This is a genomic window from Type-D symbiont of Plautia stali (assembly GCF_001485335.1).
Taxonomy (GTDB): Bacteria; Pseudomonadota; Gammaproteobacteria; order Enterobacterales; family Enterobacteriaceae; genus Pantoea; species Pantoea vagans_C.
This window is the reverse complement of the sequence record NZ_BBOC01000034.1, coordinates 1-22,974: the sequence shown is the minus strand read 5'-3', so window position 1 is coordinate 22,974 and position 22,974 is coordinate 1. Positions and strand designations below refer to the sequence as shown.

At 52.6% G+C, this 22,974-nt stretch carries 22 protein-coding genes and 1 pseudogene; 7 read left to right on the top strand and 16 right to left on the bottom strand.

Annotation, left to right across the window (positions count from 1 at the left end):
* Positions 1–231: 231 nt before the first annotated feature.
* A pseudogene (ligB, locus tag PSSD_RS12585) lies at positions 232–1,973 on the top strand (NAD-dependent DNA ligase LigB); the annotation flags it as partial.
* On the opposite strand, the gene PSSD_RS12580 reads toward ligB, so the two are convergent.
* The 12 genes from PSSD_RS12580 to PSSD_RS12525 form a co-directional block, all read right to left on the bottom strand.
* The gene (locus tag PSSD_RS12580; RefSeq protein ID WP_058972460.1) at positions 1,914–2,531 is read right to left on the bottom strand and encodes a trimeric intracellular cation channel family protein; all 618 of its coding nucleotides are present in this window, start codon (positions 2,529–2,531) and stop codon (positions 1,914–1,916) included. The pseudogene ligB and the gene PSSD_RS12580 overlap by 60 nt on opposite strands.
* 296 nt (positions 2,532–2,827) lie before the next feature.
* On the bottom strand, positions 2,828–3,472 hold the full coding sequence (locus tag PSSD_RS12575) for an oligosaccharide flippase family protein (protein ID WP_039328108.1): 645 nt from the start codon (positions 3,470–3,472) through the stop codon (positions 2,828–2,830).
* A gap of 190 nt (positions 3,473–3,662) precedes the next feature.
* Positions 3,663–3,929 (bottom strand): hypothetical protein, encoded by a 267-nt coding sequence (locus PSSD_RS12570; RefSeq protein ID WP_039328111.1) that lies wholly within the window; start codon positions 3,927–3,929, stop codon positions 3,663–3,665.
* 438 nt (positions 3,930–4,367) lie between these two features.
* A complete protein-coding gene (locus PSSD_RS12565; protein WP_039328114.1) occupies positions 4,368–4,763 on the bottom strand; it encodes a hypothetical protein in 396 nt (131 codons plus the stop codon).
* A gap of 168 nt (positions 4,764–4,931) precedes the next feature.
* Positions 4,932–6,077 (bottom strand): alanine racemase, encoded by a 1,146-nt coding sequence (locus tag PSSD_RS12560; protein WP_058972459.1) that lies wholly within the window; start codon positions 6,075–6,077, stop codon positions 4,932–4,934.
* Positions 6,078–6,144: 67 nt separating this feature from the next.
* Positions 6,145–7,590 (bottom strand): efflux transporter outer membrane subunit, encoded by a 1,446-nt coding sequence (locus PSSD_RS12555; RefSeq protein WP_039328120.1) that lies wholly within the window; start codon positions 7,588–7,590, stop codon positions 6,145–6,147.
* A 138-nt stretch (positions 7,591–7,728) separates the two neighbouring features.
* Positions 7,729–8,652: a kdo(2)-lipid IV(A) palmitoleoyltransferase gene (gene lpxP / locus PSSD_RS12550; protein WP_039328123.1), complete on the bottom strand. Its 924-nt coding sequence runs from the start codon at positions 8,650–8,652 to the stop codon at positions 7,729–7,731.
* Between the two features lie 404 nt (positions 8,653–9,056).
* Positions 9,057–10,346: a maltoporin gene (locus PSSD_RS12545; RefSeq protein WP_058972458.1), complete on the bottom strand. Its 1,290-nt coding sequence runs from the start codon at positions 10,344–10,346 to the stop codon at positions 9,057–9,059.
* Positions 10,347–10,371: 25 nt separating this feature from the next.
* Positions 10,372–12,021 carry an alpha,alpha-phosphotrehalase gene (gene treC, locus PSSD_RS12540; protein ID WP_058972469.1) on the bottom strand — a complete coding sequence of 550 codons (1,650 nt, stop codon included), beginning with the start codon at positions 12,019–12,021 and terminating at the stop codon, positions 10,372–10,374.
* Positions 12,005–13,456, bottom strand: a complete 1,452-nt coding sequence (treB, locus tag PSSD_RS12535; protein ID WP_082672310.1) for a PTS trehalose transporter subunit IIBC — start codon at positions 13,454–13,456, stop codon at positions 12,005–12,007. Before treB ends, treC begins: the two co-directional genes overlap by 17 nt.
* 196 nt (positions 13,457–13,652) lie before the next feature.
* Positions 13,653–14,609 carry a trehalose operon repressor TreR gene (gene treR / locus PSSD_RS12530; RefSeq protein WP_058972457.1) on the bottom strand — a complete coding sequence of 319 codons (957 nt, stop codon included), beginning with the start codon at positions 14,607–14,609 and terminating at the stop codon, positions 13,653–13,655.
* 123 nt (positions 14,610–14,732) lie between these two features.
* Positions 14,733–15,596 carry a YicC/YloC family endoribonuclease gene (locus tag PSSD_RS12525; RefSeq protein ID WP_039328135.1) on the bottom strand — a complete coding sequence of 288 codons (864 nt, stop codon included), beginning with the start codon at positions 15,594–15,596 and terminating at the stop codon, positions 14,733–14,735.
* A 173-nt stretch (positions 15,597–15,769) separates the two neighbouring features.
* Between PSSD_RS12525 and PSSD_RS12520 the strand changes: the two genes are divergently transcribed.
* Positions 15,770–16,213 carry a DUF3574 domain-containing protein gene (locus tag PSSD_RS12520; protein ID WP_039328138.1) on the top strand — a complete coding sequence of 148 codons (444 nt, stop codon included), beginning with the start codon at positions 15,770–15,772 and terminating at the stop codon, positions 16,211–16,213.
* 42 nt (positions 16,214–16,255) lie between these two features.
* On the opposite strand, the gene PSSD_RS12515 is transcribed toward PSSD_RS12520, so the two are convergent.
* Positions 16,256–17,440: a NupC/NupG family nucleoside CNT transporter gene (locus PSSD_RS12515; protein WP_039328314.1), complete on the bottom strand. Its 1,185-nt coding sequence runs from the start codon at positions 17,438–17,440 to the stop codon at positions 16,256–16,258.
* A 146-nt stretch (positions 17,441–17,586) separates the two neighbouring features.
* Here PSSD_RS12515 and rph point away from each other — a divergent pair, with 146 nt between their 5' ends.
* Together rph and pyrE are read left to right on the top strand one after the other, a co-directional pair.
* The gene (gene rph, locus PSSD_RS12510; protein WP_058972456.1) at positions 17,587–18,303 is read left to right on the top strand and encodes a ribonuclease PH; all 717 of its coding nucleotides are present in this window, start codon (positions 17,587–17,589) and stop codon (positions 18,301–18,303) included.
* A 49-nt stretch (positions 18,304–18,352) separates the two neighbouring features.
* The gene (pyrE, locus tag PSSD_RS12505; RefSeq protein ID WP_034823839.1) at positions 18,353–18,994 is read left to right on the top strand and encodes an orotate phosphoribosyltransferase; all 642 of its coding nucleotides are present in this window, start codon (positions 18,353–18,355) and stop codon (positions 18,992–18,994) included.
* 85 nt (positions 18,995–19,079) lie between these two features.
* Here the strand turns inward: pyrE and slmA are convergent, their stop codons facing one another.
* From slmA to coaBC, 3 genes are all read right to left on the bottom strand, one after another.
* Positions 19,080–19,700 carry a nucleoid occlusion factor SlmA gene (gene slmA, locus PSSD_RS12500; RefSeq protein ID WP_235589230.1) on the bottom strand — a complete coding sequence of 207 codons (621 nt, stop codon included), beginning with the start codon at positions 19,698–19,700 and terminating at the stop codon, positions 19,080–19,082.
* A 91-nt stretch (positions 19,701–19,791) separates the two neighbouring features.
* Complete coding sequence (dut, locus tag PSSD_RS12495) at positions 19,792–20,250, bottom strand: dUTP diphosphatase (protein ID WP_039328147.1); 459 nt, start codon at positions 20,248–20,250, stop codon at positions 19,792–19,794.
* Positions 20,228–21,448 (bottom strand): bifunctional phosphopantothenoylcysteine decarboxylase/phosphopantothenate--cysteine ligase CoaBC, encoded by a 1,221-nt coding sequence (coaBC, locus tag PSSD_RS12490; protein WP_058972454.1) that lies wholly within the window; start codon positions 21,446–21,448, stop codon positions 20,228–20,230. The genes dut and coaBC overlap by 23 nt, the downstream gene beginning before the upstream one ends.
* A 190-nt stretch (positions 21,449–21,638) precedes the next feature.
* Here coaBC and radC point away from each other — a divergent pair, with 190 nt between their 5' ends.
* From radC to rpmG, 3 genes are all read left to right on the top strand, one after another.
* Positions 21,639–22,295, top strand: coding sequence for a RadC family protein (gene radC, locus PSSD_RS12485; protein WP_058972453.1), 657 nt, complete (start codon positions 21,639–21,641; stop codon positions 22,293–22,295).
* A 242-nt stretch (positions 22,296–22,537) separates the two neighbouring features.
* On the top strand, positions 22,538–22,774 hold the full coding sequence (gene rpmB / locus PSSD_RS12480) for a 50S ribosomal protein L28 (protein WP_007885297.1): 237 nt from the start codon (positions 22,538–22,540) through the stop codon (positions 22,772–22,774).
* A gap of 11 nt (positions 22,775–22,785) precedes the next feature.
* The gene (rpmG, locus tag PSSD_RS12475) at positions 22,786–22,953 is read left to right on the top strand and encodes a 50S ribosomal protein L33 (RefSeq protein ID WP_001051798.1); all 168 of its coding nucleotides are present in this window, start codon (positions 22,786–22,788) and stop codon (positions 22,951–22,953) included.
* Positions 22,954–22,974: the final 21 nt, after the last annotated feature.

Here is a 22,974-nt window from a genome sequence, read left to right as displayed (position 1 = left end):
TGAATTGAGTAAAGAGCGGAGTCGATTTCCTGCACAGTATACACGGCTTAGGCTCGCCACGCAGCGTTTGCCGTTGGGCTAAGGCAATTCTTTTTCCGTGAGCCCGTTCCCGCTGCGGAAGTTGCGCGCTGTAACGGCGTTATAAAGCGTGCAAGTTGGCTTCCTGATGTTGAGTTTTACATTGGTGATCGACCCTGATGCGCACTCCAATAAGCAAAAAGGAGTGCATTCATGAAAGGTTGGTTGTTTCTATGCTGCGTGTTACTCAGTGCCGATGGCTGGGCTGACGCGCTTTGCCCCAACTGGTCGCCGGTTCGCGCCGATCAGGAGATCGTTCAGTTGCAAAGCCAGTTGCGCCACTGGGACGATGCCTACCATCGACAGGGCAAAAGCCTGGTGCGCGATGAGGATTACGACAGTCTGCAACAGCGTTTACAGCAGTGGCAGCGCTGCTTCACGGCTGACCGCTCGGGTTACGAAGCTCTGCTGACCACGAACGGGAGTACACTTCACCCGGTTGCCCACACCGGAGTGCGCAAACTGCGCGATAAGCTGGCCGTGACGTACTGGATGCAGGATAAAGCGCCGCTGTGGATACAACCCAAAGTCGATGGTGTCGCGGTGACGTTGGTATATCGGCGTGGGCAACTGGTTTCATTCATCAGTCGTGGAGATGGTCTGCGTGGCGAACAGTGGTTAGAGAAAGCCACACAGATTCCGGCCATCCCGCAGCATATCGATACCGATCGAGAAGAAGTGGTACTGCAAGGCGAGCTGTTCCTGCAGATGACCGATCATCATCAGGCGCGGGATGGCGGCAAAAATGCGCGTGCTCAAGTCGCGGGCGCCATGATGCGGCGGGACGCTTCTACGCTACTGAGTCGGCTCGGTCTGTTTGTCTGGGCATGGCCTGATGGACCTGTGCAAATGAGTGAGCGGTTGGCGCAACTCTCCCGTTGGGGATTCGGTTTATCGCAACGCTGGAGTCGGCAAATTAATAATGAGGAAGAGGCCGCCGCGTGGCGTGAACGCTGGTTTCGTGAGCCATTGCCGTTTGTGACCGATGGCGTGGTGATGCATCTGTCACCGTCGAGTGCCGGACGTGACTGGCAGCCCGGCCAAAGTAGCTGGTCGGCTGCATGGAAATATCAGCCAGCAGAGGTGAGTAGTGAAGTGCTATCCGTGGATTTTAACGTCGGACGTACAGGCAAAATTGCGGTGATACTCAACGTGATCCCGGTTCAACTTGATGACAAAACGGTGCGCCGGGTCAATATCGGTTCTGTGCGTCGCTGGCGCGAACGGGATGTGATTGCCGGCGATCAGGTGGCACTGGCGCTGGCTGGCCAAGGCATTCCGCGTCTGGAGCGCGTTATCTGGCGCGTGACGCAACGTGATTACCCCACAGCGCCGTTGCCGGATGACTTCGATGCGCAGACATGCATGCATTTTAGCCCCCCATGTCGGCTGCAATTTTTATCTCGCCTGAGTTGGCTCAGCGAGAAATCTGTGTTGAATATCCCCGGGTCCAGCGCAGCAACTGGCAACGTTTACTCACTAGCGGCGCGATAACGCATCTTTTCTCCTGGCTGACACTCACCCCTGAGCAAATCGCCCAGGCCAGCGGCCTCTCCACTGAGCGTGCGCAGCAGTTCTGGCAGCGCTTCCATCTCACCCGTCAGCAACCCCTACGGCGCTGGGTCAATGCGCTAGGCATACCTTTACCGCGTGCGGCTTTACAGGCGTTGCCTGATTCACAGTGGTCACAAGTGATGGCGCGATCGGTCGAGGAGTGGCAGCAGTTGCCTGGCGTTGGCAGTGTGTTGGCGCATCGCATCGTCTCCCTGTTGCAGCATGACGATGTCCGACAGTTGATTGATTTTTTGCAGCAGCAGGATATTCCTGCTGCGCACTCAGTGCTCGGGATGAGGATAGTTGAAGATCGGCAAGCCCAGGCGGAAACGCAGCGCCAGCAAACGGGCGATGAATCCGAACAACAGGGTGATGATGACCACCGCCTCATTCGGCAGAGGGGTTTTCAGCAACAGGATGTAGAGCCAACCTGAGGCGAAAGCGATACCGGCATACAACTCTTTCTGGAACACCAAAGGGATGCGGTTGCAGAACATATCACGCAGCACACCGCCAAATACGCCGGTGATCACGGCAGCAATCGCCGCAATGATCGGGGCATGCCCCGAATCCAGCGCCACCTGTGCGCCAATGATAGAAAACACCACCAGGCCCAGTGCATCCAAAACCAGGAACACTTTACGCAAATGATTCATCAGCGGTGCAACAAAGGTGGTCACCACTGCAGCCGCTGCCACGATCATGATGTATTCCGGGTTTTTCACCCAGCTAAGTGGATAGTGGCCTAGCAGGATATCACGCACCGATCCTCCGCCAATGGCGGTAACGGAGGCAATGATAATGACGCCAAACAAATCCATTTTACGACGCCCTGCGGCCAGCGCGCCGGTCATGGCTTCGGCGGTAATCCCAATAATATAGAGAACGATTAATAACATAGAGCACCCCAGATGATTGGCGGCCAGCCTAAAGATTTCCCAGCGTACAGACCACTGAGTTTTTCTAAAAAGAGGTTATCGGATTAGCCACTTTGATGGCGAACATGCTAACAGGCTTAACCGGCGGGATAAATTGGCGATGCGATGTCAGTTCGCATAAAAAAAAGTGATGTGAAGTATGGGGGAGGATACGGCTGAACGCCTTGCGGGTCTGAAAAAGAAAAAAGCGTGCTGGCGACCAGCACGCGAATGCATCTTCTCAGATGCCCAGAGCCCACCATACAGACTTGTTGTTATTATCCGTTTCTTGCACGCACATTGGCGAAACTTTTCAGGCTAAAACGGTATTCCGGCTGGAACCAGGAGCGGCCGTAGTAGCAGTAGACCAGCATTCTGATGGATACCATCGCGAGGTAGCCCCAGATAGCGCACAGCACTGAAGGTGTTAACCACACGGTAAACAACGTGACACCTAACCCAACCAGCACCGAGGAAGTTTCGGTGAAAGCGATGCGCGAAAATTGTTTTTCCCGCTGTAATATAGCGCGATAATGTTGACCTTGCGGAATAATAATAAATATAACCGAAATCATTTCCAGCATAATGGCCATTTCCGGCTGATTCATTATGCGGCTGTACAGGTCGCTGCCAATAAACAGGACGGCAAATATCACCATTCCGCTCAATACATTCCCCCAATACAGAATGGAAAGTTCGCTATTATTCAGGTTTTTATTTCTAATCACTGCGTTGCCAAATCCGCGATCGGCCAGTGTATCAATGACCAATAACATCACAATAGCAATAGCGAGCAGGTCTAACTCGTTTGCCTGAAGTATTTGTGCCAGAAGTGAAAGCTGTAAAACACCAATGCCGACGATTTTAATGGATGACAAAATTGACCATTTGGCGCTGGCCAAATTCTTTTCTCTTATCGTCATACTCTGCTCGTTATGGTACATGTACCAGTGCAATTGAGGGTTCACCCGGGCTGAGCCCAGAGTACAGATTATACCCAAAATAATTCGAATTGCGGCAAGTGGGTGAATCCCCAGGAGCTTACATCAGTAAGTGACTGGGGTGCGCACACGCAGCCAACGCAACTGCGGTTCGAAGTATGACGGATATACATCAATGCAGCGTTTCCTGGCGTAGCCCTGAGATACCTTTCAGGGATTGCCATGTTAAGATGCATTCAATTAAATGATGCTCTGAATTTAAAAATATAACCCTGGTGTGTAATTTTTTAATTGTCTCAGCGGTATCTCCCCCAGTCAGGAGGAAATCCGCAAGATCGTTATAAAATCCCTTTACGTTATTATATTCCCCGGCCAGCATCCTCCTGGCAATCTCAACAAATTCTTTTTCTGATAACAAAGGATAGGTTGAGCGATCCATATTGTTTCCCTGCTGTTGTTATTATCGTGTATTGCTGTGTGTGAATGAGTTATACCGTGTTTTAATTAAATTAACACCATAAGAAAACTCCTATAAATAAACTTCATAAATAAATGGTTTCAGATTTTGCATCTGAATAGATAAGGCGATCGATTTACTATTTATTAGTCTTTGTCGACAGTTTGCGACAATGACAAGTCAGTGGAATGGACGAAAATATAAAAACATCGATAAATCAGAGTGCGTCAGCGGACATATGGGCTACCTCACCAGGAATTTTCCTGGTAAGGAGACTTTAGCCAGACTTGTGAATAGTGAAAAAATCCGCTTAAAAAATCGTACAACTGTTAAATACTGCTGCGTAAAAAAAAGAAATTTTCTTATTGGTTGATTCCAACGCAAGTTAAAGCCATGGCAAAAATTAATAATATATTGATTCTAATGGGTTAAAAGATGAAGAAGTTGATCCAGATCGCGCTTTACCCAGGCAACATCCTGCGCGAATTTCTCATCAGACATCAGCGGTTGACGATAAACCACCATCACAATTTCCGCCCCTTGCTCGTTGGCTATCACCCGCATGGGCATGTAAATCTCTTTGCCGGTACCGGTATCAATCCAGTGATCCATAACCCCAAAAGGGTTGTGGGGCGTGAAGCGGATTTTTACCGTCCCTTCGGGACCTTTCGCTCGCCAGTAGCTTCCTTCCTGGGTCAGGGTGCTGGCGCTGAGCCCGCTAGCCCATTTGGCAAAGCATTCCGGCTTCCAGATGGTTTCATATAAATCTAACCAGTGACGAGGAATGGTTAGCGTGACTGTCTGAGATGGCAGCATGGAACCTCCTGTTGAGCAGATAACGCCGGTTTGACGCGGCAACAACGTGCAAGGCTGCGTTCAACAAGGCCCTGCAACATTTTGTACCTTAACTGAAGGTAAGCGGGCTGGAAATGGCCCGCTCATGGAAGTGTGGCGTCACAGAGGTTTCAGGGGGAAATGCGATGGTCAGATAAACTTGCCGCGCCCTTGAATATCGAGGGTCTCTGCACTGCCATCTGGTTGGCGCAGGACAAAATCATCGGACTGTGCCACGACTGCGCAGCTGTGATTAGGGAAGATGCGCAGAAGAGAACCTAATGCGGGTGCCCGATCGTCGTACTGTAAAAAGCCGTGTTCTTCCGACAGCTTCAGCACTTCATACTGGTTACCCTGCTCATCAACGGCAATACCGAAGCCGCTGGCATTGGTGCCGTGTGGGCCTTTGTCCGAGCTGAGCATTTTCGAACCGGCATCGATAATCGCGTAGTGCGGATTGACCGCCACCACCCGCGTGACCACGCTGAGTGCCAAGGCATCGGGTTCACATAAACCCAGGCGGAGGGCGGTGAGATCCAACAACGCATAGTTCCCCGGGCGAATTTCGTCACTGCCTTCGGTGACCGGTGCAGCTAAAGCCGTTGGCGTGGAGCCCACTGAAATCGGGCAAGGCGTTATGCCCGCCGTGTTAAGCCGCTGCTGTACGTCGCGCATCAATGCCATTTCCTGCAGTGCCACATTGGCGATGGCTGCAGCATTGCCCGCGCCGTATGCATGGCCCGCATGAGACACCAGGCCGGCAAAAAAGATACCCGCATTCTGGATCTGTTGAGCCAGTGTGGCGGCTGCGTCACTGTGCGGATCGATCCCCACACGATGCAAACCGACATCGACTTTAATCGCGATAGCGACATCGCCAGTTGGCTTGCGCTGGCAGGCATCCACTATGGCCGCCACACCCGCTGTGCAGTCTGCGATAAAGGTAATACGTGCCTGATGCTGGCGCGCAACGGCCAGCATCTCGGTCAATGTGTCGGCATGGACCACGGGATACGCCAGCAACAGATCACGCTCGCCGCCGAGGATAAAAGCGATACCTTCACTTGGTTTTGACACGGTAATGCCGCGCGCGCCCAACTTGCGTTGTTGCTCAGCAATCCAGACACTTTTATGCGTTTTGATGTGCGGACGCAGTGCCACACCAGCGGCATCCGCTTTTTGCTGCATAAGTTGCAGATTGCGTTGCAGGCGTGCTGCATCAATTTCGAGGTAAGGAGTGAGTCGGTCAGCGATAAGCGGCCGTAACCAGCCAGCGTTAGCATTCAGTTCCATCATGATAGTCCGCGGGTTATTCCAGATGCGGACTATCATTCATCAATGCGTGGCCGAATGCCAGCCGCGCTTATCCCTGCGCAGCAGGGGTGCCATTCTGGAAGCCACCCCCCAGATCTTCAATTAGCACCACTGCCAGATTGATCTGCTGTGCCTGTAACGCCACCAGTTTCTGGTCGGATTCAATCAGCTGGTTTTGGATGGTAAGCACATCCAGATAAGGTCGCAGACCTGCCGTGTATTCACGATTCAAATCATCCCATGCGCTGTGAATCAACTGATTGGCGCTCTGCTGCTGAGCCAACTGCTCCTGAATCGATTGCAATTGTGTGATGGTATCGCTGATGTTGCCGAGTGAACCGATCAATAATTTATTGTACTGCGCGACCGCAAGGTCCCAGTTGGCATCACTCTCCGCCAGATCGGCGCGGCGCTTGCCAGCGTCAAAGATGGGCAGGGAGAGGCTGGGCCCCACATTGAAGAAGCGACTCGGCGCTCCAAAGAACGCATCGCCAAGCAGTGAACGCGTACCCGCCTCTGCCACCAGGTTGATGTTGGGATAAAACTCTGTTTTGGTTGCGGCGATCTGCTTCGAGGCCGCTTCCACACGCCAGCGTGCCGCGACGACATCCGGACGGCGTCCCAGCAACTCGGCGGGAATGTTGTTCGGCAGTGTTGCCGCGATCGGAACCGCCATCCTGGCGGGTTTCAGCTGGTGCCAGTAGTCTGGCCCTTTACCAATCAATGTTGAGAGCTGAATTCCGGCATCGGTTACGTTCTGCTGGGCTTCGGTCAGGCTGGCTTCTGCGGTTTTCTGCTGTGAAAGTGCCTGCTTATATTGATAGTCAGAGGTTAAACCCGCGCTGACATACTGCTGCTGGATTTTAGCAATCCCCTTAGAGCGATCGGCGTTCTGCTTTGCCAGTTCAGCGTTTGACCAGGCCAGATTGAGGTTGTTCCAGGCGCGCGTCACGTTGGCGGCGAGCGTGAGCTGGCTGGCCTGGCGATCAAGCTCGCTGGCGCGCGCCTGTCCCAGTGCGGCTTCAGCGGCATCTTTCTTACCGCCCCACAAATCGAAGGTGTAGCTCATGCCAATATTGGCGGTGCGCAGTGTGCTGTAGCTCTTGCCCTGTAGCAGCGGGTCATCCACTTTCGCCACGCGAGAACGGGTAATACCGGCATTCAGGTCAACGTCAGGATAACGTTCAGCATCAGCAGCAATCACCTGTGCATTGGCTTTATCAGCCTGCGCGTTGACGACCTGTAAATCAGGGCTGGAGGTCATGGCATCAGCGATCAATCGATTGAGCTGCGCATCGTTAAAGTTTTGCCACCACGCTGTTTTTGGCCAGTTTGCCGCACTGAAATGTGCATCTTTCAATGATTGGTTGGCCTGCAGTGAGTTGGCATCAAGCAGCGTGTTATACGTGTGTAAGCCATGCGGGTTGGCACAACCGGCCAGCAAGGCGCTGGCAATGGCAAGCGCGAGCAGTTTGGATCTAAATTGCAGAGTCATGTGTTTGGTCAGAATAGGAGAGAGCAGACCATTACATGAGTCTGTGCAAATTTTGACAAACTTGTTTTTCGTTAAGAATGGTTGGCAAATGTGAGCGGCAGGAAGGCGCAGCAGGTGGGAACCTGCTGCAACAAGAGATTAGATGTAAAGCGATGCCTCACCCGGTGGGCGAGTTTTAAAGCGACGGTGCAGCCACAAATACTGCTCTGGCGCACGCAGGATCTCTTTCTCAATCACTTTATTCATATAAGCCGCCGCAGCCGCTTCATCTTCATAAGGATAGTTTTGCAGCTCTGGCTGAATAATCAGCTGATAGCCGCTCTTGTCGCTATTACGGATCAGCACAATGGTCAGCATGGCCGGTTTCGCCAAACGCGACAACACGAAAGTGCCGTTGGTGGTAGCCGCTTTCTCAACGGCAAACAACGGAGCGAATACGCTGCCTTTCGGGCCGTAATCCTGATCCGGTGCGAACCAAACCGCTTCGCCCTGTTTCAGCGCCTGCACCATGCCACGTAGATCGCGACGATCGATCATCGCCTTGTTCGATCGCATACGGCCTTTGGTTTGCGCCCACTCCATCGCCTGATTATTGTGCGGGCGATACATCGCCATCATCGGCTGGCACAAGCCCGTAATACGTCCACCTAATTCCAGCGACATAAAATGCACGCCTATCGCCATCACACCGCGATGATTTTGTTGTGCATTCTGCAGGTTGTGCAGACCTTCAACGTGAAAATAGCGGCGCACGCGCGCATCGGACCAGAACCAGGCGATACCGGTTTCCGCCAATGCCATGCCCAGCGACTCAAAATTGCCTGCGATCAACACCTCTTTGTCTTCCTCATTAATATGTGGGAAGCAAAGTTCAATGTTGCGACGCGTAATGCGCTCACGACGCTTCAGAAAGTGGCGTGACAGCTTGCCGGCAGAGGCGCCAAGCCGTATCAAAATGGGATAAGGGAGTTGCACCAGCAGCCAGAGTACACCCAGACCAAACCAGGTAAACCAGTAGCGGGGATGCAAAAGTTTGGAACAGAACTGCCCGTTTTTCTTCATAGCGCCTTCAGGGAAAGAGTGAATGTATCGCGCAAAGAAGGGTGTCCATGAATTCCTGGCGGTACGACTGTGCTAATTACGACCAGTAGATTAGCAAATAGTGCCTTCAAAGAAACGTAATCTCTGCAATCTTCAGGATTGAGGGGTTTGATTGAGGAGGGAACTATGCGGCAAAAATTAAGCTAAGTGATCTTTTTTTATCATTAATAACATGAGGTTGTTTTCATGTTGTGTCGTCAGTGACTCTCTCCACAATCGTGGATTTGGTCAAAAAATATCATACAAAAATACGCATCCTTTCAAATGCCTTACATTGCGTAATTTAAAAAATCGGCTAGCGTTGCGAAATCAGGTCGTGAGCGACAGAAATCCTGCGCAAGCTGAGTGCCTGCGCAGGGACAGTGTTACCACCAGGCTTCTATCTGTGCGCCAAACGCCACTTCACTACCTGCTCCTCTGCTGAAGGTTTTGGCTGGTGAATCGCGCAGGGCGATATTTTTGCGCCAGGCACTCTCGCTGGCGTCTGCATAGCCCCATTTCTCATTCCATTTGGCATAAGTGGTGTATAGCCGAAGTGCAGGGCGTGACCAGATACTCTCTCCCGCCTGCCACTGCTGTGCCAGCGTGAGTTTGTACTGCTGATTCTTTTCGCTGACTTGCTGTGATTTGACCTGGTCATAGCCCAACTCAACCAGGGTGCTCATGATCGGTGTCCACTTATACATTGGGCGGATACCAGCACTGTACCAGGTGGTGCCGTTATGGTTTTCCCGATCGATATTCTGGTAAAGCCCGACATACATCAGGCTCCATTTATCATTGAAATCGATAGCGCCATGGTTGATGAGTCGAAGCATATGACCGTTATTGTCCACGCTGGCCCCCTCTGGGCGTCCGGTGGTGATTGATGTCATCGCATCGGTCGCATACTGCACCGCAAATTTGTTAAATCCGCCTGCTAATGTTTGCGTATGCTGTGCCGTGGCCATCCATCCCCGTGATGAAGCTCCCTCGGCGAGTGAGAACCCTTTTTGCACTTGCGCACGTCCGTAGTCGACGCCGAACTCCAGCTGGCCGTTGCGGTTGGTATCGATCTCCGCAAGGCGTACATCAACGGTGTCATTAATGGTGGGCTGCCACTTCATCTGGTTTTCAATAAATCCCCATGATCCCCCTGCTTCGGTATTGCGTGTCACCGCTAACGAGAGTTTGCCCAAAGGGGTGTCGATATGTTCTAACCCGACACCTGGACCAGAGATATCCCAATAGTAAAAATCAATCATATGCACATCATGGCGCTGATAGAGGCGTTTACCTGCCCATAATGTTGACCCTGGTAAGGCATCGATAATGTTTTTTCCCTGAACATTGGCTTCACGAAAATTGGGTGTGACGCTCTCGACATCATTCTGTTGAGAGACGGCATAGGCCAGATTGGTATCGAGATAAAAGCGCTGATCGTTCGCTTCCCATAAAGACTGGCCTAGCTTGAGTTCCGCATAGGTTTCGCATTCATTACCCAGCCGGTAGACCCCGTTGGCGCCGGTGGTGCGGGCGCACTTCTGCTCACCGCCTTTGCTACTCCAGCCGATGCCGGACCGCGCGTAACCGCCGAAGTCTACCGCCAGTACGGGATCCGCAATAATGCATCCCAGAAGGGGAATGAGGCGTAGGGATTTTCCTGGTTTTTTCATTGTTATATCCTTTTATTTCATTGTTTTATTTAGGGTTGAGGTAAAGGCATTCGTAGGGGCGCAGCGTGTTTTTACACGCAGACGGCGGGTAGTTACCGAGCAATACATCGCCAGATAACAGTTCGCTATCGACCTCCAGATGGGCGGGACTGAGATTGGCGATCACCTTGAGTGTCGGATGGCCGAATGCGTTGCGGGTGTAGCACCACAAGGAGGGATCGGTGGGCCGTAAATCACGGTAATCCCCGGCGGTGATCACGGGTTGAGTTTTGCGTAACTGGATTAGCCGTTGATAGAGGTAAAAAACGGAGTCAGGGTCGGCCAACGCCTGCTCCACGTTGACTTGCTCTACGTTATCGCAAAATGAAATCCAGGGCGTGGCGCGGGAAAATCCGCCATGAAGTGACGCATCCCACTGCATAGGCGTGCGGCCATTGTCTCGCGACTTACTGGCGAGGATCGGCATCAGCTTGTGCTCATCCCCACCCTGAGATTGCTGTGCAGCGAAAAGATTGAGCGTCTCAACATCACGGTACTGTGAGATGTCGCTAAACCCTGGATTGGTCATACCGATCTCTTCACCCTGGTAGATGAAGGGCGTGCCTTGCATGCCGTGCAGAATCATGGCCAGCATTTTGGCGGAGCAGGTACGCCACTCACCGTCATGACCGTAGCGAGAAACGATGCGTGGCTGATCGTGATTACACCAAAACAGGGCATTCCAGGCATGGCCATGCATTCCCTGCTGCCATTGGTTAAAAATCGCTTTCAGCGCGATAAAATCAGGTGGAGTGAGACTCCATTTTTCACCATTGAGGTAATCCACTTTCAAGTGGTGAAAATTGAAGGTCATGGATAATTCGCTGCCATCCAGTGCAGCGTACTGACGGCAGTGTTCAAGCGACGTAGAGGACATTTCACCCACCGTCATCAGTTGCTGGGGCTGGAAAACGTCACGGCTAAATTCGCGTAAATAGTGGTGGATGTGTGGGCCATCGGTATAGAAACGTCGCCCGTCACCGTGGGAGTCATCAGGGAAATCAGCGTGTTTAGAGACTAAGTTGACGACATCAAGCCGCAGACCATCTACGCCGAGGTCAGCCCAAAACCGACAGATATCTTTTAAGGCTTCACGTACAGGAGGATGCTGCCAGTTTAAGTCAGCCTGCTGGGGGCTAAACAGATGCAAATAATAGTGCTGACTCTCCTCATGCCATTGCCAGGCGCTTCCACCAAATTTTGATTGCCAGTCATTAGGCGCAACCCCTTGAGATCCGCTGTGCCAGAGATAAAAATCCCGATAATCACTGTCTGGATTTTCTGCCTGCTTAAACCAAGGGTGTTGTGTGGAGGTGTGGTTAAACACCATATCCATTACCACGCGAATCCCCAATTGATGCGCGGCGTGGATCAGGCGTTTAAAGTCTTCTAACGTGCCGTAGAGCGGATCAATGTTGCAGTAGTCGGCAACGTCATAACCGTTGTCGACCTGCGGTGAAACATAAACAGGAGTGATCCAGATGGCATCCACGCCCAGGGTTTTCAGATACCCAAGTCGCTGAATGATGCCATTGATATCGCCAGTGCCACTGCCCGTGCTGTCCTGAAAACTTTTTGGGTAGATTTGATAAATCACCCCATTTTTCCACCAAGGGATCTCATTCAGCTGTGCCATAACCTGTTTCCTGATGACGTGCCGCAGCAGATTTTGACGAGTGGAATTTGTGTCGGTAGATGAGAGAAGTGAGCGCAACAGGCACCAGGATGGCAATGAGCATCGCCAGTGCAAAAATGCCCCAGAACTGCGGTTTGATAGAAAGGATGCCAGGCAAGCCTCCCACGCCAATACCGTTGGCATTTACACCATACAGCCCGCATACCAGTGCAGCACAAGCCGATCCGATCATCGCGCAGAGCATGGGAAAACGGTATTTCAGGTTAATCCCGTACATCGCGGGTTCTGTCACGCCGAGGAAAGCGGAGATCGCCGCCGGCACCGAAATTTCGCGCTCTTTCTGCTTCTTGCTGATGAGAATGATCCCCAATACCGCGGATCCCTGCGCAATATTCGACAGGGCGATCAGCGGCCAGAGCGGAGTCCCGCCAGTGCTTTGCAGCATCTGCATATCAATCGCCAGTGTGGTCTGATGCACACCGGTGATCACCAGCGGTGCATAAAGAAAACCGAACAAGGTCGCACCGATTGGCGCGAACGCCCCTGACATAACGCTTTTCACGCCCCACGCCACAGCATCACCTAACATACGACCGAAAGGACCGATAAGCGCGTGGGCAAGGAAAACCGCGATGAGCAGTGTGGAGATCGGTACGATGACTAAATGCAGAAAATCAGGGATGGCCTTTTTGAAACGGTTTTCAATGAGTGCAAGGGCAAGACCCGCCAACATCGAGGGAATGACCTGAGCCTGATAACCGACTTTTTCAATGGTGAACCAACCGAGTGACCAGGTATCAGGGAGCTGCTGCCCCAGACCATAGGCGTTCATCAATTGCGGTGAGACAAGGGTGATGCCGAGCACGATGCCCAGTATCTCTGTGCCGCCCATTTTTTTGACCGTGGACCAGCACACCGCAACCGGCAGGAACATAAAGATGGCTTCGCCGGGCAACCAGAGCAGGTCATACAACGTTTGCCAGACCGGGGAGATTTGCGCCAGGGTTTTGCCATCGCTAAATGGGATATCACCGATGACATTGCGAAAGCCGAGAATTAAGCCACCGCTTATCAAAGCGGGCAACAGCGGAAAGAAAATCTCAGCAAAGTGGGAGATGGCACGCTCGAACACACTCATGTTGTTGCGTGCGGCAATCTTCACAGCTTCTTTGTTCTGTTTATCGCCGCCGGTCAGGCGTAACAGCGCGCTGTAGTAATCGCCAACCTGGGTGCCAATAACGACCTGAAACTGGCCAGCATTGGTGAAACAACCTTTCACCATCTCCAGAATTTCAATATTTGCCGGGGAAGCCAGTGAGGGATCATGCAAAACAAACCGCAATCGAGTAATGCAGTGACTCACACTCGCGATATTGTCTTTACCTCCCACATACTCAATTAAGCGTTCAACATCCTGTTGCGGGTTTGTGCTCATTTTTCTATGCCTTAAGCTGCAGAATTAACACCGCAGAAAGCCTTATTTACTTTCTACGCATCTGGCGCAGACATTACACAAAGCGTCGCTGCAATAATTGGGAACGTTCCCGATAGTGTGTGTTTCTTCACATAAAAAATGGGAACGTTCCCAAATCTGAGCCAGAGATCACATTGGTCATGGGTGACGGGTGCGGTTAATCCTGCGGATGCAGCGTGGGGGAGAGCAGATGTTGTTGAGGGTTTAAGTTGCCCGCGAGCTGAGAAATTAGCTGTCTGACAGCCACTTCCCCGCTGTTTTTATAACCGGGTTGTACAGAGAGGGTGAGGGGGAAGATGAACTCTAATAAGGCATTACTGCCCACACAGCCAACCTGTACATGGCTGATGGCATGCTGCTGCAGGTATTTCTGAACACCTAACGCAATCGTATCAGAAGCACAGATGACCGCTTGGGTATGGGGTTTCAACACCTGAGCGGTGAGATCAAAACCGCTCTGATAGCTAAGATCACCCAGCGCCATTGTCACTTCAATATGATGTTGCTGGCATTGCGTGAGGTAAGCCTCTGAACGCTGCTGGCCTGTGGTGGTGTCGCTGGCTTCCACGCCAATATAGCTAATATGCCTGACATTTTTTTCAATAAGCTGAAGCATGAGGAGCTGGATCGCCCCGGCATTATCATATTCGACCGATGAGATCCCGGGCATACCCTGTGAGACCAGCACCGTTTTGCGTTGCCATTGTTCAAGCACAGTTGGGCTTAACGTCGAGAAACCAAAAAGAATCAGACCATCGATGTTGCGCTTTTCCAGCAGTTGTAAATGTTCAGCGACCCGCTCCGTGCTGAATTGGCTTTCAAGAATGATTGGGTCATAACCCTGTTCATATAACAACGGCAGCATAGCGCGGACGGACTGTGTTTCTGCCGGAGAGTCCAGTCTGGAAACAATAATCGCGACGATTTTGTCACTGCCGCCTCGCATCGATCGCGCTGATTTTGACGGGCTGAAATTCTGATCCTGCACCACTTGAAGGACTTTGAGACGAGTCGCTTCGCTGACGCCCCCTTCATTATTGATCACGCGCGAGACGGTCGATTTACCGACGCCACTCAAACGGGCGATATCTTTTATGGTAAGACGGTTATGCATAGTTTCGCGTAGCGGTGTCAATTAAGGGGTTGGGGAGTGCAAGTGTACCCTTTTCACGTAAAGGCTTCAGCGCAAAGAGTAGGTCAAGCCCCCAGGTGCGGGACTTAACCTCGTCAAAGGATGTTACTCGATATTCTGGATCTGCTCGCGCATCTGCTCAATCAGTACTTTCAGCTCGATCGCTGAAGCAGTGATATCCGCATTGATTGACTTGGAAGCCAGCGTGTTCGACTCGCGGTTGAACTCTTGCATCATAAAGTCGAGGCGACGTCCCACGGCTTCTTTCTTCTTCAGAATGTTATAGGTTTCTTTCACGTGCGCATCGAGGCGATCCAACTCTTCTGCCACATCAACGCGCTGCGCCATCATCACCAGCTCTTGTTCAAGGCGATTGTTTTCCAGCTGTACTTCAGCTTCTTCCAGCTTTGTGATCAAACGCTCGCGCTGCCATTTCAATACATCCGGCATTTGCGCACGCACTTTACTCACTTCCTGAGAGACACCCTCCAGACGCTGTTCGATCAACGTTTTCAGCGCGTTGCCTTCGCTTTCGCGTGCCACGATAAAGTCATCGAGTGCACCATCCAGTGCCGCCAACAGCTCGGTATTGATGGCATCGAGATCCTGCTCTTGTGCTGACATCACACCCGGCCAGCGCAGGATATCCAACGGATTAATTGCGCCTTCATCGGTTTGCAGCTTCACCCAGTTGGCAGCACGCACCAGCTGTTTCGCCAGCGCTTCGTTGAGCTGCAGTTCGCCCTGCGCAGAAGGGTCGGCATCAAAGCGCAGGTTGCACTCGATTTTGCCGCGCGTCAGACGGTTGCGGATACGTTCGCGGATTACCGGCTCCAGGCCGCGAAATTGCTCGGGCAGACGGATGTACGTTTCCAGGTAACGCTGGTTCACCGAACGGAGTTCCCAGGCGGCGCTGCCCCAGTTGCCTTTGGCTTCGCGGCGGGCGTAAGCGGTCATGCTGCGGATCATAAGCTTGTACTCATTTTCAGGAATGTTCCCCGCATTATAGTGACGGTAGCCAAACCATGATAGGCGTATGCGTAATGAGCGTACCTCGTGGGCGACTTTCGGTGAAAAGGATGACGGATCAACCCTTCTCACCCTATGATGTTCTGTGTGATACCTAAAATTCTGAGGCTATGATGTTGAATAAATTGGCGATACCATTGGTACTTGTCCTCTCTCTGGCAGGATGCCAGGCACCCTCTACCTCCCATGAACAGATCCCACCAAATACCGCGCCGGTCGCCGTGTGTGGCTCGGGCGACATCATGATGCAAACCACCTTGTGGTTCGGTATGAACAAGCCTAAAGGTGGCACGGTGAGCAGCAGTGAATGGCAACAGTTTGTTGATAACGACGTGACGCCGCGCTTTAAAGACGGGCTTTCCGTGTATGACGGTAAAGGGCAATGGCTGGGCGAAGGGGGCAAACTGGCGCGTGAAAACAGTAAGGCTTTGATGCTGATTCATCAGCCTGACCGCTCAAGCTCAGAAAGCATCAACACATTACGTGACATCTATAAAAAGCGATTTGATCAGGAATCCGTGATGCGCGTCGATGCGCTGGTGTGCGTGGCGTTTTAGCGAAATGAGCAGGGCGCACCGTTTAAGCGCGCCCTGAAAACCTTAAATGAACAGGCCAGCAAACGCGGCGGACAGCAAGCTCACCAACGTTGAGCCATAAACCAGCTTCCAGCCAAAGCGCGACACAACGTTACCTTGTTTCTCGTTGAGCCCTTTAATCGCACCGGCCACAATCCCGATCGACGCAAAGTTGGCGAACGACACCAGGAATACCGACAAAATACCCAGCCCGCGTGGTGTCATCTCTGCTGCCACTTTTTTCAGCTCAATCATGGCAACAAATTCATTGGCGACCAGCTTAGTCGCCATGATGCTGGCGGCCTGCAGTGCATCGGCGGTCGGAATACCGATCAGCCACGCAAAGGGATAGAACACGTAGCCAAGTAACTGCTGGAAGCTGTAGCCAAACACGGCAGAGAACAGCGCATTGATGGCGGCAATCAGCGCGATAAAGCCAATCAGCATGGCTAAAATGATCATCGCCACTTTAAAGCCAGCCAGAATGTATTCCCCCAGCATTTCGAAGAAACTCTGGTCTTCATGCAGCTTATCCAACGCGATGTGTTCTTCATTTTCCGGGCGAGTAGGGTTGATGATCGACAAGATAACAAAGGTGCTGAACATATTGAGCAGCAGGGCGGCAACTACATATTTGGCATCAATCATCGACATGTAGGCGCCAACAATCGACAGTGAAACCGTCGACATCGCCGTCGCTGCCATGGTGTACATGCGACGTGCCGAGATATCGCCCAAGATACCTTTATAGGCGATGAAGTTCTCCGACTGACCCAGAATCAAGGTGCTGACGGCGTTGAAAGACTCCAGCTTGCCCATACCGTTGACTTTAGATAACAGAGTACCGACCACGCGGATCAGCAACGGCAGAATGCGCCAGTGTTGCAGAATACCAATCAGCGCGGAGATAAACACAATCGGGCAGAGTACGCCGAGGAAAATGAATGCCAGGCCCTGTTTTGCCATGTTGCCGAACACAAAATCGGTGCCTTGTGCAGCAAAGGTCAGTAAGGTCTCGAAAAAGCCGCCGACGGCGGTCACCACTGACTGGCCACCGGCCGAATGCAGGAAGAACCAGCCAAGCGCGGCCTCAACAATCAATAATTGAATAATAAAGCGCGGACGAATCTGTTTACGGTCATGGCTGACCAGCAGCGCAAGGGCAAAAATCACCCCCAGCGCCAGCAGGAAATGGAGTATCGCTGTCATCATTTGTCTTTTTATTTGAAGGAAAGGGCGCATTTAGCCACAGCTGCGGCTAAATTTCATCCGGGATTGTCGCTCACGCGGGCAGGACAGCCGGGTGGGAAGTCCGTATAATGCGCAGCCAAACCTAAGCAAGCCGGAGAGAAACCATGCGTCCAGCAGGCCGTAACGCATCTGAAGTGCGTCCCGTCACCCTTACTCGTCACTACACCAAACACGCTGAAGGCTCTGTCCTTGTCGAGTTCGGTGAAACCAAAGTGCTGTGTACCGCCACTGTTGAAGAAGGTGTGCCGCGCTTCCTCAAAGGGAAAGGTCAGGGCTGGGTCACCGCTGAATATGGCATGCTGCCGCGTTCAACCCACAGCCGTATGGCGCGTGAAGCGGCGAAAGGCAAACAAGGTGGGCGCACGCTGGAGATTCAGCGTCTGATCGCCCGCTCGCTGCGTGCAGCTGTGGATTTAGAGGCTTTGGGTGAATTTACTATCACGCTGGATTGCGATGTGATTCAGGCTGATGGCGGCACTCGCACTGCATCCATTACCGGCGCTTGCGTGGCCTTGGCCGATGCGCTGAATGCGCTGGTGGCGGCCGGTAAACTGAAAGCCAACCCGATGAAAGGCATGGTTGCTGCCATTTCTGTTGGGATTGTGGGCGGTGAAGCGCTGTGCGATCTGGAATATGTGGAAGATTCCGCGGCTGAAACCGACATGAACGTGGTGATGACAGAAGATGGCCGCATGATTGAAGTGCAGGGCACTGCTGAAGGTGAGCCGTTCAGCCATGAGGAATTACTGCAGTTGCTGGCGCTGGCGCGAGGCGGCATTGAGCAGTTGATTCAGGCGCAAAAAGCAGCGTTAACAAATTGATTTAACAGGCGACCACAGAGTCGCCTTTTCTTTATTTGAGGAGTGAGAAATGAAAGCCTGGCAGCGTCAGTTTATTGAATTCGCCCTGAACAAAGGGGTTCTGAAGTTTGGTGAGTTCACACTGAAATCGGGTCGTAAAAGCCCGTATTTCTTTAACGCCGGTTTGTTCAATACAGGACGTGATTTAGCGCTGCTGGGACGTTTTTATGCGCAGGCACTGGTAGACGGCGGTGTGGACTTCGATCTGCTGTTTGGCCCAGCCTACAAAGGCATTCCGATTGCGACCACCACCGCGGTGGCGCTGGCCGACCACCATGACCGTGATGTGCCTTATTGCTTTAACCGCAAAGAAGCCAAAGACCACGGCGAAGGTGGCTTGCTGGTGGGCAGCCCGCTGCAGGGTAAAGTGATGCTGGTGGATGATGTGATCACCGCAGGCACGGCAATTCGTGAATCCATGGATATTATCAGTGCGCATAACGCGACGTTGGCAGGCGTGATGATTTCTCTGGATCGTCAGGAGCGTGGACGGGGTGATATCTCTGCCATTCAGGAAGTCGAGCGCGACTACCAGTGCAAAGTAACCGCTATCATTACGCTGGCGGAGCTGATTGATTACCTGGAAGAGAAGCCGGAGATGGCGGACCATCTGGCGAAAGTGCGAGCCTATCGGAAAGAGTACGGGATTTAATCTCGCTGTATGATGACGGTCGCCATGAATGGCGACCCTACTGCGACGTTTCGTAGGGTGCGCCTTGATGCGCACCCACTCATGATTACACTAACTGCGCGGCCATCAATGGCCAGCGGGTGTCGAAATCCGCGGTGGGACGGAAGCGGAATTCAGAGCGCACATAACGCGACAGTAACCCTTCACAAAACGCCAGCAGTTGGCTCGCCAGCAGCGTTTCATCGGTTTGGAAACCATCACCTTCACGCATTTTTTTCTCACGCATCACCTGACGTAGCTGCACCTCAATGCGTTCAAACAGCTGGTTAATGCGCCCTTGCAGGCGATCCTGTTCAAACATCAGCGCGTGCCCAGTCAGAATGCGCGTCAGCCCCGGATTACGCTCACCAAATCCCAGAATCAATTGCACGATGAGACGCAAGCGGGCAACGGTTTCTTTTTCATCTTTCAGGATCAGATTGATGCGAGTAATCAGACTGTCTTCGATAAATTCGATCAGGCTGTCGAACATGCGCGTTTTGCTGGGGAAATGACGATACAGCGCCGCTTCCGAAACGCCTACATTGGCTGCCAGCTTGGCGGTGGTGATGCGCTGACTGCCATCGCTCGACTCCAGCATTTGCGCCAGCGCCTGCAAAATCTCTTCGCGACGATTCCGTTTCGCGACTTTTTTTCTGCCATGACCTTCAAGACCCCTGAGATTCACCAAAAACAGGCAATACTGCCTCATCTACCACAAGCGCAATGGCCCGTGGCGATGAGAAATAAAAAGATGGCTTAGCGAAAAGTGTCGCGTGTTACTGGCGGCCAGAGTGACCAAAGCCGCCTGCACCGCGATCGCTGGTGTCGAATTCTTCTACCAGATTGAATTCGGCTTGCACAACGGGTACGAACACCAGTTGCGCCAGGCGGTCACCAGGTTGCAGAGTGAAGCTGTCCTGACCACGGTTCCAGACCGACACCATTAACTGACCCTGATAATCGGAGTCAATTAAGCCGACCAGGTTACCCAGCACGATGCCGTGCTTATGACCCAGGCCCGAACGCGGCAGAATCACTGCTGCCAGTGAAGGATCGGCAATGTGAATCGCCAAACCGGTAGGCACCAACGTGGTCATGCCTGGGGTGATCTCCAGAGCGCCATCCAGGCAGGCACGAAGATCGAGGCCTGCAGAACCTGGGGTTGCATAAGTTGGCAGCGGGAATTCATTACCCACACGCGCATCAAGAATTTTAACGTCGATTTTTTTCATCATAACGGCTGACAATCTCGTCTATTAATTGTTGGCCAAGGAGCGTCTTATCACTGAGCGATAAGACTTTCTCTCCTTCCTGCCAAAAAAGGTGAAGAGCATTGGTGTCGCTATTGAATCCCTGTCCGGCCTGCGCCACATCGTTGGCGCAAATCAGGTCCAGGTTTTTCCGCACCCGTTTTTGCCGCGCGTATTCTTCCACATTCTGGGTTTCGGCAGCAAATCCCACCACATAAGGGCGATTTTTCTGCAATGCGGCAACACCGGCGACAATGTCTGGGTTCTTCACCAACTGCAGCGTGACGTTATCATCGCCACCCTGTTTTTTGATTTTCTCTGCGGCAATGGTTGCCGCCCGGTAGTCTGCCACGGCAGCACTGGCAATGAAAATATGTTGTTGGCTGATTTGCGCCATCACGGCGGCTTCCATTTCCAGTGCACTGCCCACATCAACACGCTTTACGCCCGCCGGTGTTGACAGCGAGACCGGGCCGGACACCAGTGTCACGTTGGCACCGCGTTTGGCTGCCGCCGCGGCAATGGCGTAACCCATTTTTCCCGAGCTGTGATTACTGATATAGCGCACCGGATCAAGCGCTTCACGGGTTGGACCGGCGGTGATCATAATGTTGAGATGTTGCAGATCGTTGACGGGCGCCGCCCATTCAAGCGCGTAAGCCACAATGGCCAGTGGATCAAGCATACGCCCAGGGCCGATATCACCGCAGGCCTGGCTGCCGCTATCCGGGCCCCAAATCAAGACGCCACGTTGATGCAAACGCTGCAAGTTCTCTTGCGTAATGGCCGCGCGATACATTTGTTGATTCATGGCGGGCACAATGGCCAAGGGCGCTGCACTGGCGAGGCAGGCTGTTGTGACCAGATCGTTCGCCATACCTGCGGCGAGGCGCGCGATCAGGTCAGCCGTGGCGGGAGCCAGCAGGATCAGGTCAGCCCATTTGGCCAGCTCAATATGGCCCATTGCCGCTTCGGCGGCGGGGTCGAGCAGATCATCAAATACCGGATAGCCAGAAACGGCTTGTAAGCTCAACGGCGTAATAAACGCTTTCGCGGCTTCGGTCATCATCACACGCACGTCAGCGCCGCGATCGCGCAGCCGACGCACCAACTCAGGAGCTTTATAAGCAGCAATGCCGCCGCTGACACCGAGCAGAATTTTTTTACCGGCTAATCCCGTCATGTTTCTGGCCTCAACTCAAAACGGATTGCCGCGTCACACGCGGCAGATGGAGGGAACTTTATCACAAAATCCGCCACTCGCCTTTTCACTGCCTGCGGCCTTTGCGAGCCGTCTCTGAAATCGGAATCTGCTTGCTGGTGTGAAACCTGGCTGGCGCGCACAATCGCCACTTCGCAGGGAGGGCAAGGCAATGACAGAACTGGCACCACGGGAAAAGCTGGCGTTAAAGGGCGCGGAATCACTGAGCGATGCAGAACTGCTGGCAATATTTTTGCGCACGGGCAGTCAAGGCACCAACGTGATGCTGCTGGCACAGCTGATGCTCAATGAGTTTGGTTCGCTTTATCGCATCATGACGGCGAACCATGAAGCGCTGGGGAAGATTAAAGGGTTGGGCTTGGCGAAGATTACGCAGTTGCACGCGGTAGCTGAGCTGGGACGGCGCTTTTTTGCCAGCCAGCTTGCACGGGAAAATGTGATGGAAAATCCGCAGGTGACGCGTCATTACCTGCAAAGCGTGTTGGCGCATCAGGAACGAGAAGTGTTTATGGCGCTGTTTCTGGATAACCAACATCGCGTCTTGCAGGCACAGAAGATGTTTTCCGGTACCATTGCCAGCGTTGAGGTACATCCACGTGAAATTGTGCGTGAAGCGCTGAAACTCAACGCCGCTGCCGTGATTCTGGCGCATAATCACCCTTCTGGCATCGCTGAACCGAGTCGCGCCGATCGCGATATCACCGGTAAAATCGGGCAGGCTTGTGCCTTACTGAATATTCGTTTGCTTGACCATTTGGTGATCGGTCGCGGCGAGTACACTTCTTTCGCTGAGCGCGGCTGGCTGTAAAACATGCGTCTGGTTGGGCAGAAATGATGCATTTTCGCGCGATCCATAGGGATCTTTATCTGTTCGGGACTTGAGCACACCGCCTGAGCGGCGTATACTACGCCACCTTTGAGAATCTCGGGTTTGGCGTTTGGGTCAGCTTAGCGGGTTCACATGGAACTCGCCTGGCGGGCTAAGGCCTGACGAGGCGGCCAAAACCTAGTTTTTAAAGCTCGAGCTTATTTGATTTTTGGAGAATAGAAATGTCACGAGTCTGCCAGGTAACTGGAAAGCGTCCGGTGACGGGTAACAACCGTTCCCACGCAATGAACGCGACGAAACGCCGTTTCCTGCCGAACCTGCACTCTCACCGTTTCTGGGTTGAGAGCGAAAAGCGCTTCGTTACTCTGCGTGTATCTGCTAAAGGTATGCGTGTTATTGATAAAAAGGGCATTGATACGGTTCTGACCGAAATCCGCGCCCGTGGTGAGAAGTACTAAGGAACTGAATCATGGCTAAAGGTATTCGTGAGAAGATCAAGCTGGTTTCCTCTGCTGGTACAGGTCACTTCTATACCACCACGAAGAACAAGCGTACTAAACCAGAGAAATTAGAACTGAAAAAGTTCGATCCGGTTGTACGTCAGCACGTGATCTACAAAGAAGCCAAAATTAAGTAATTTTGGTGTTCTTGCTAAAAA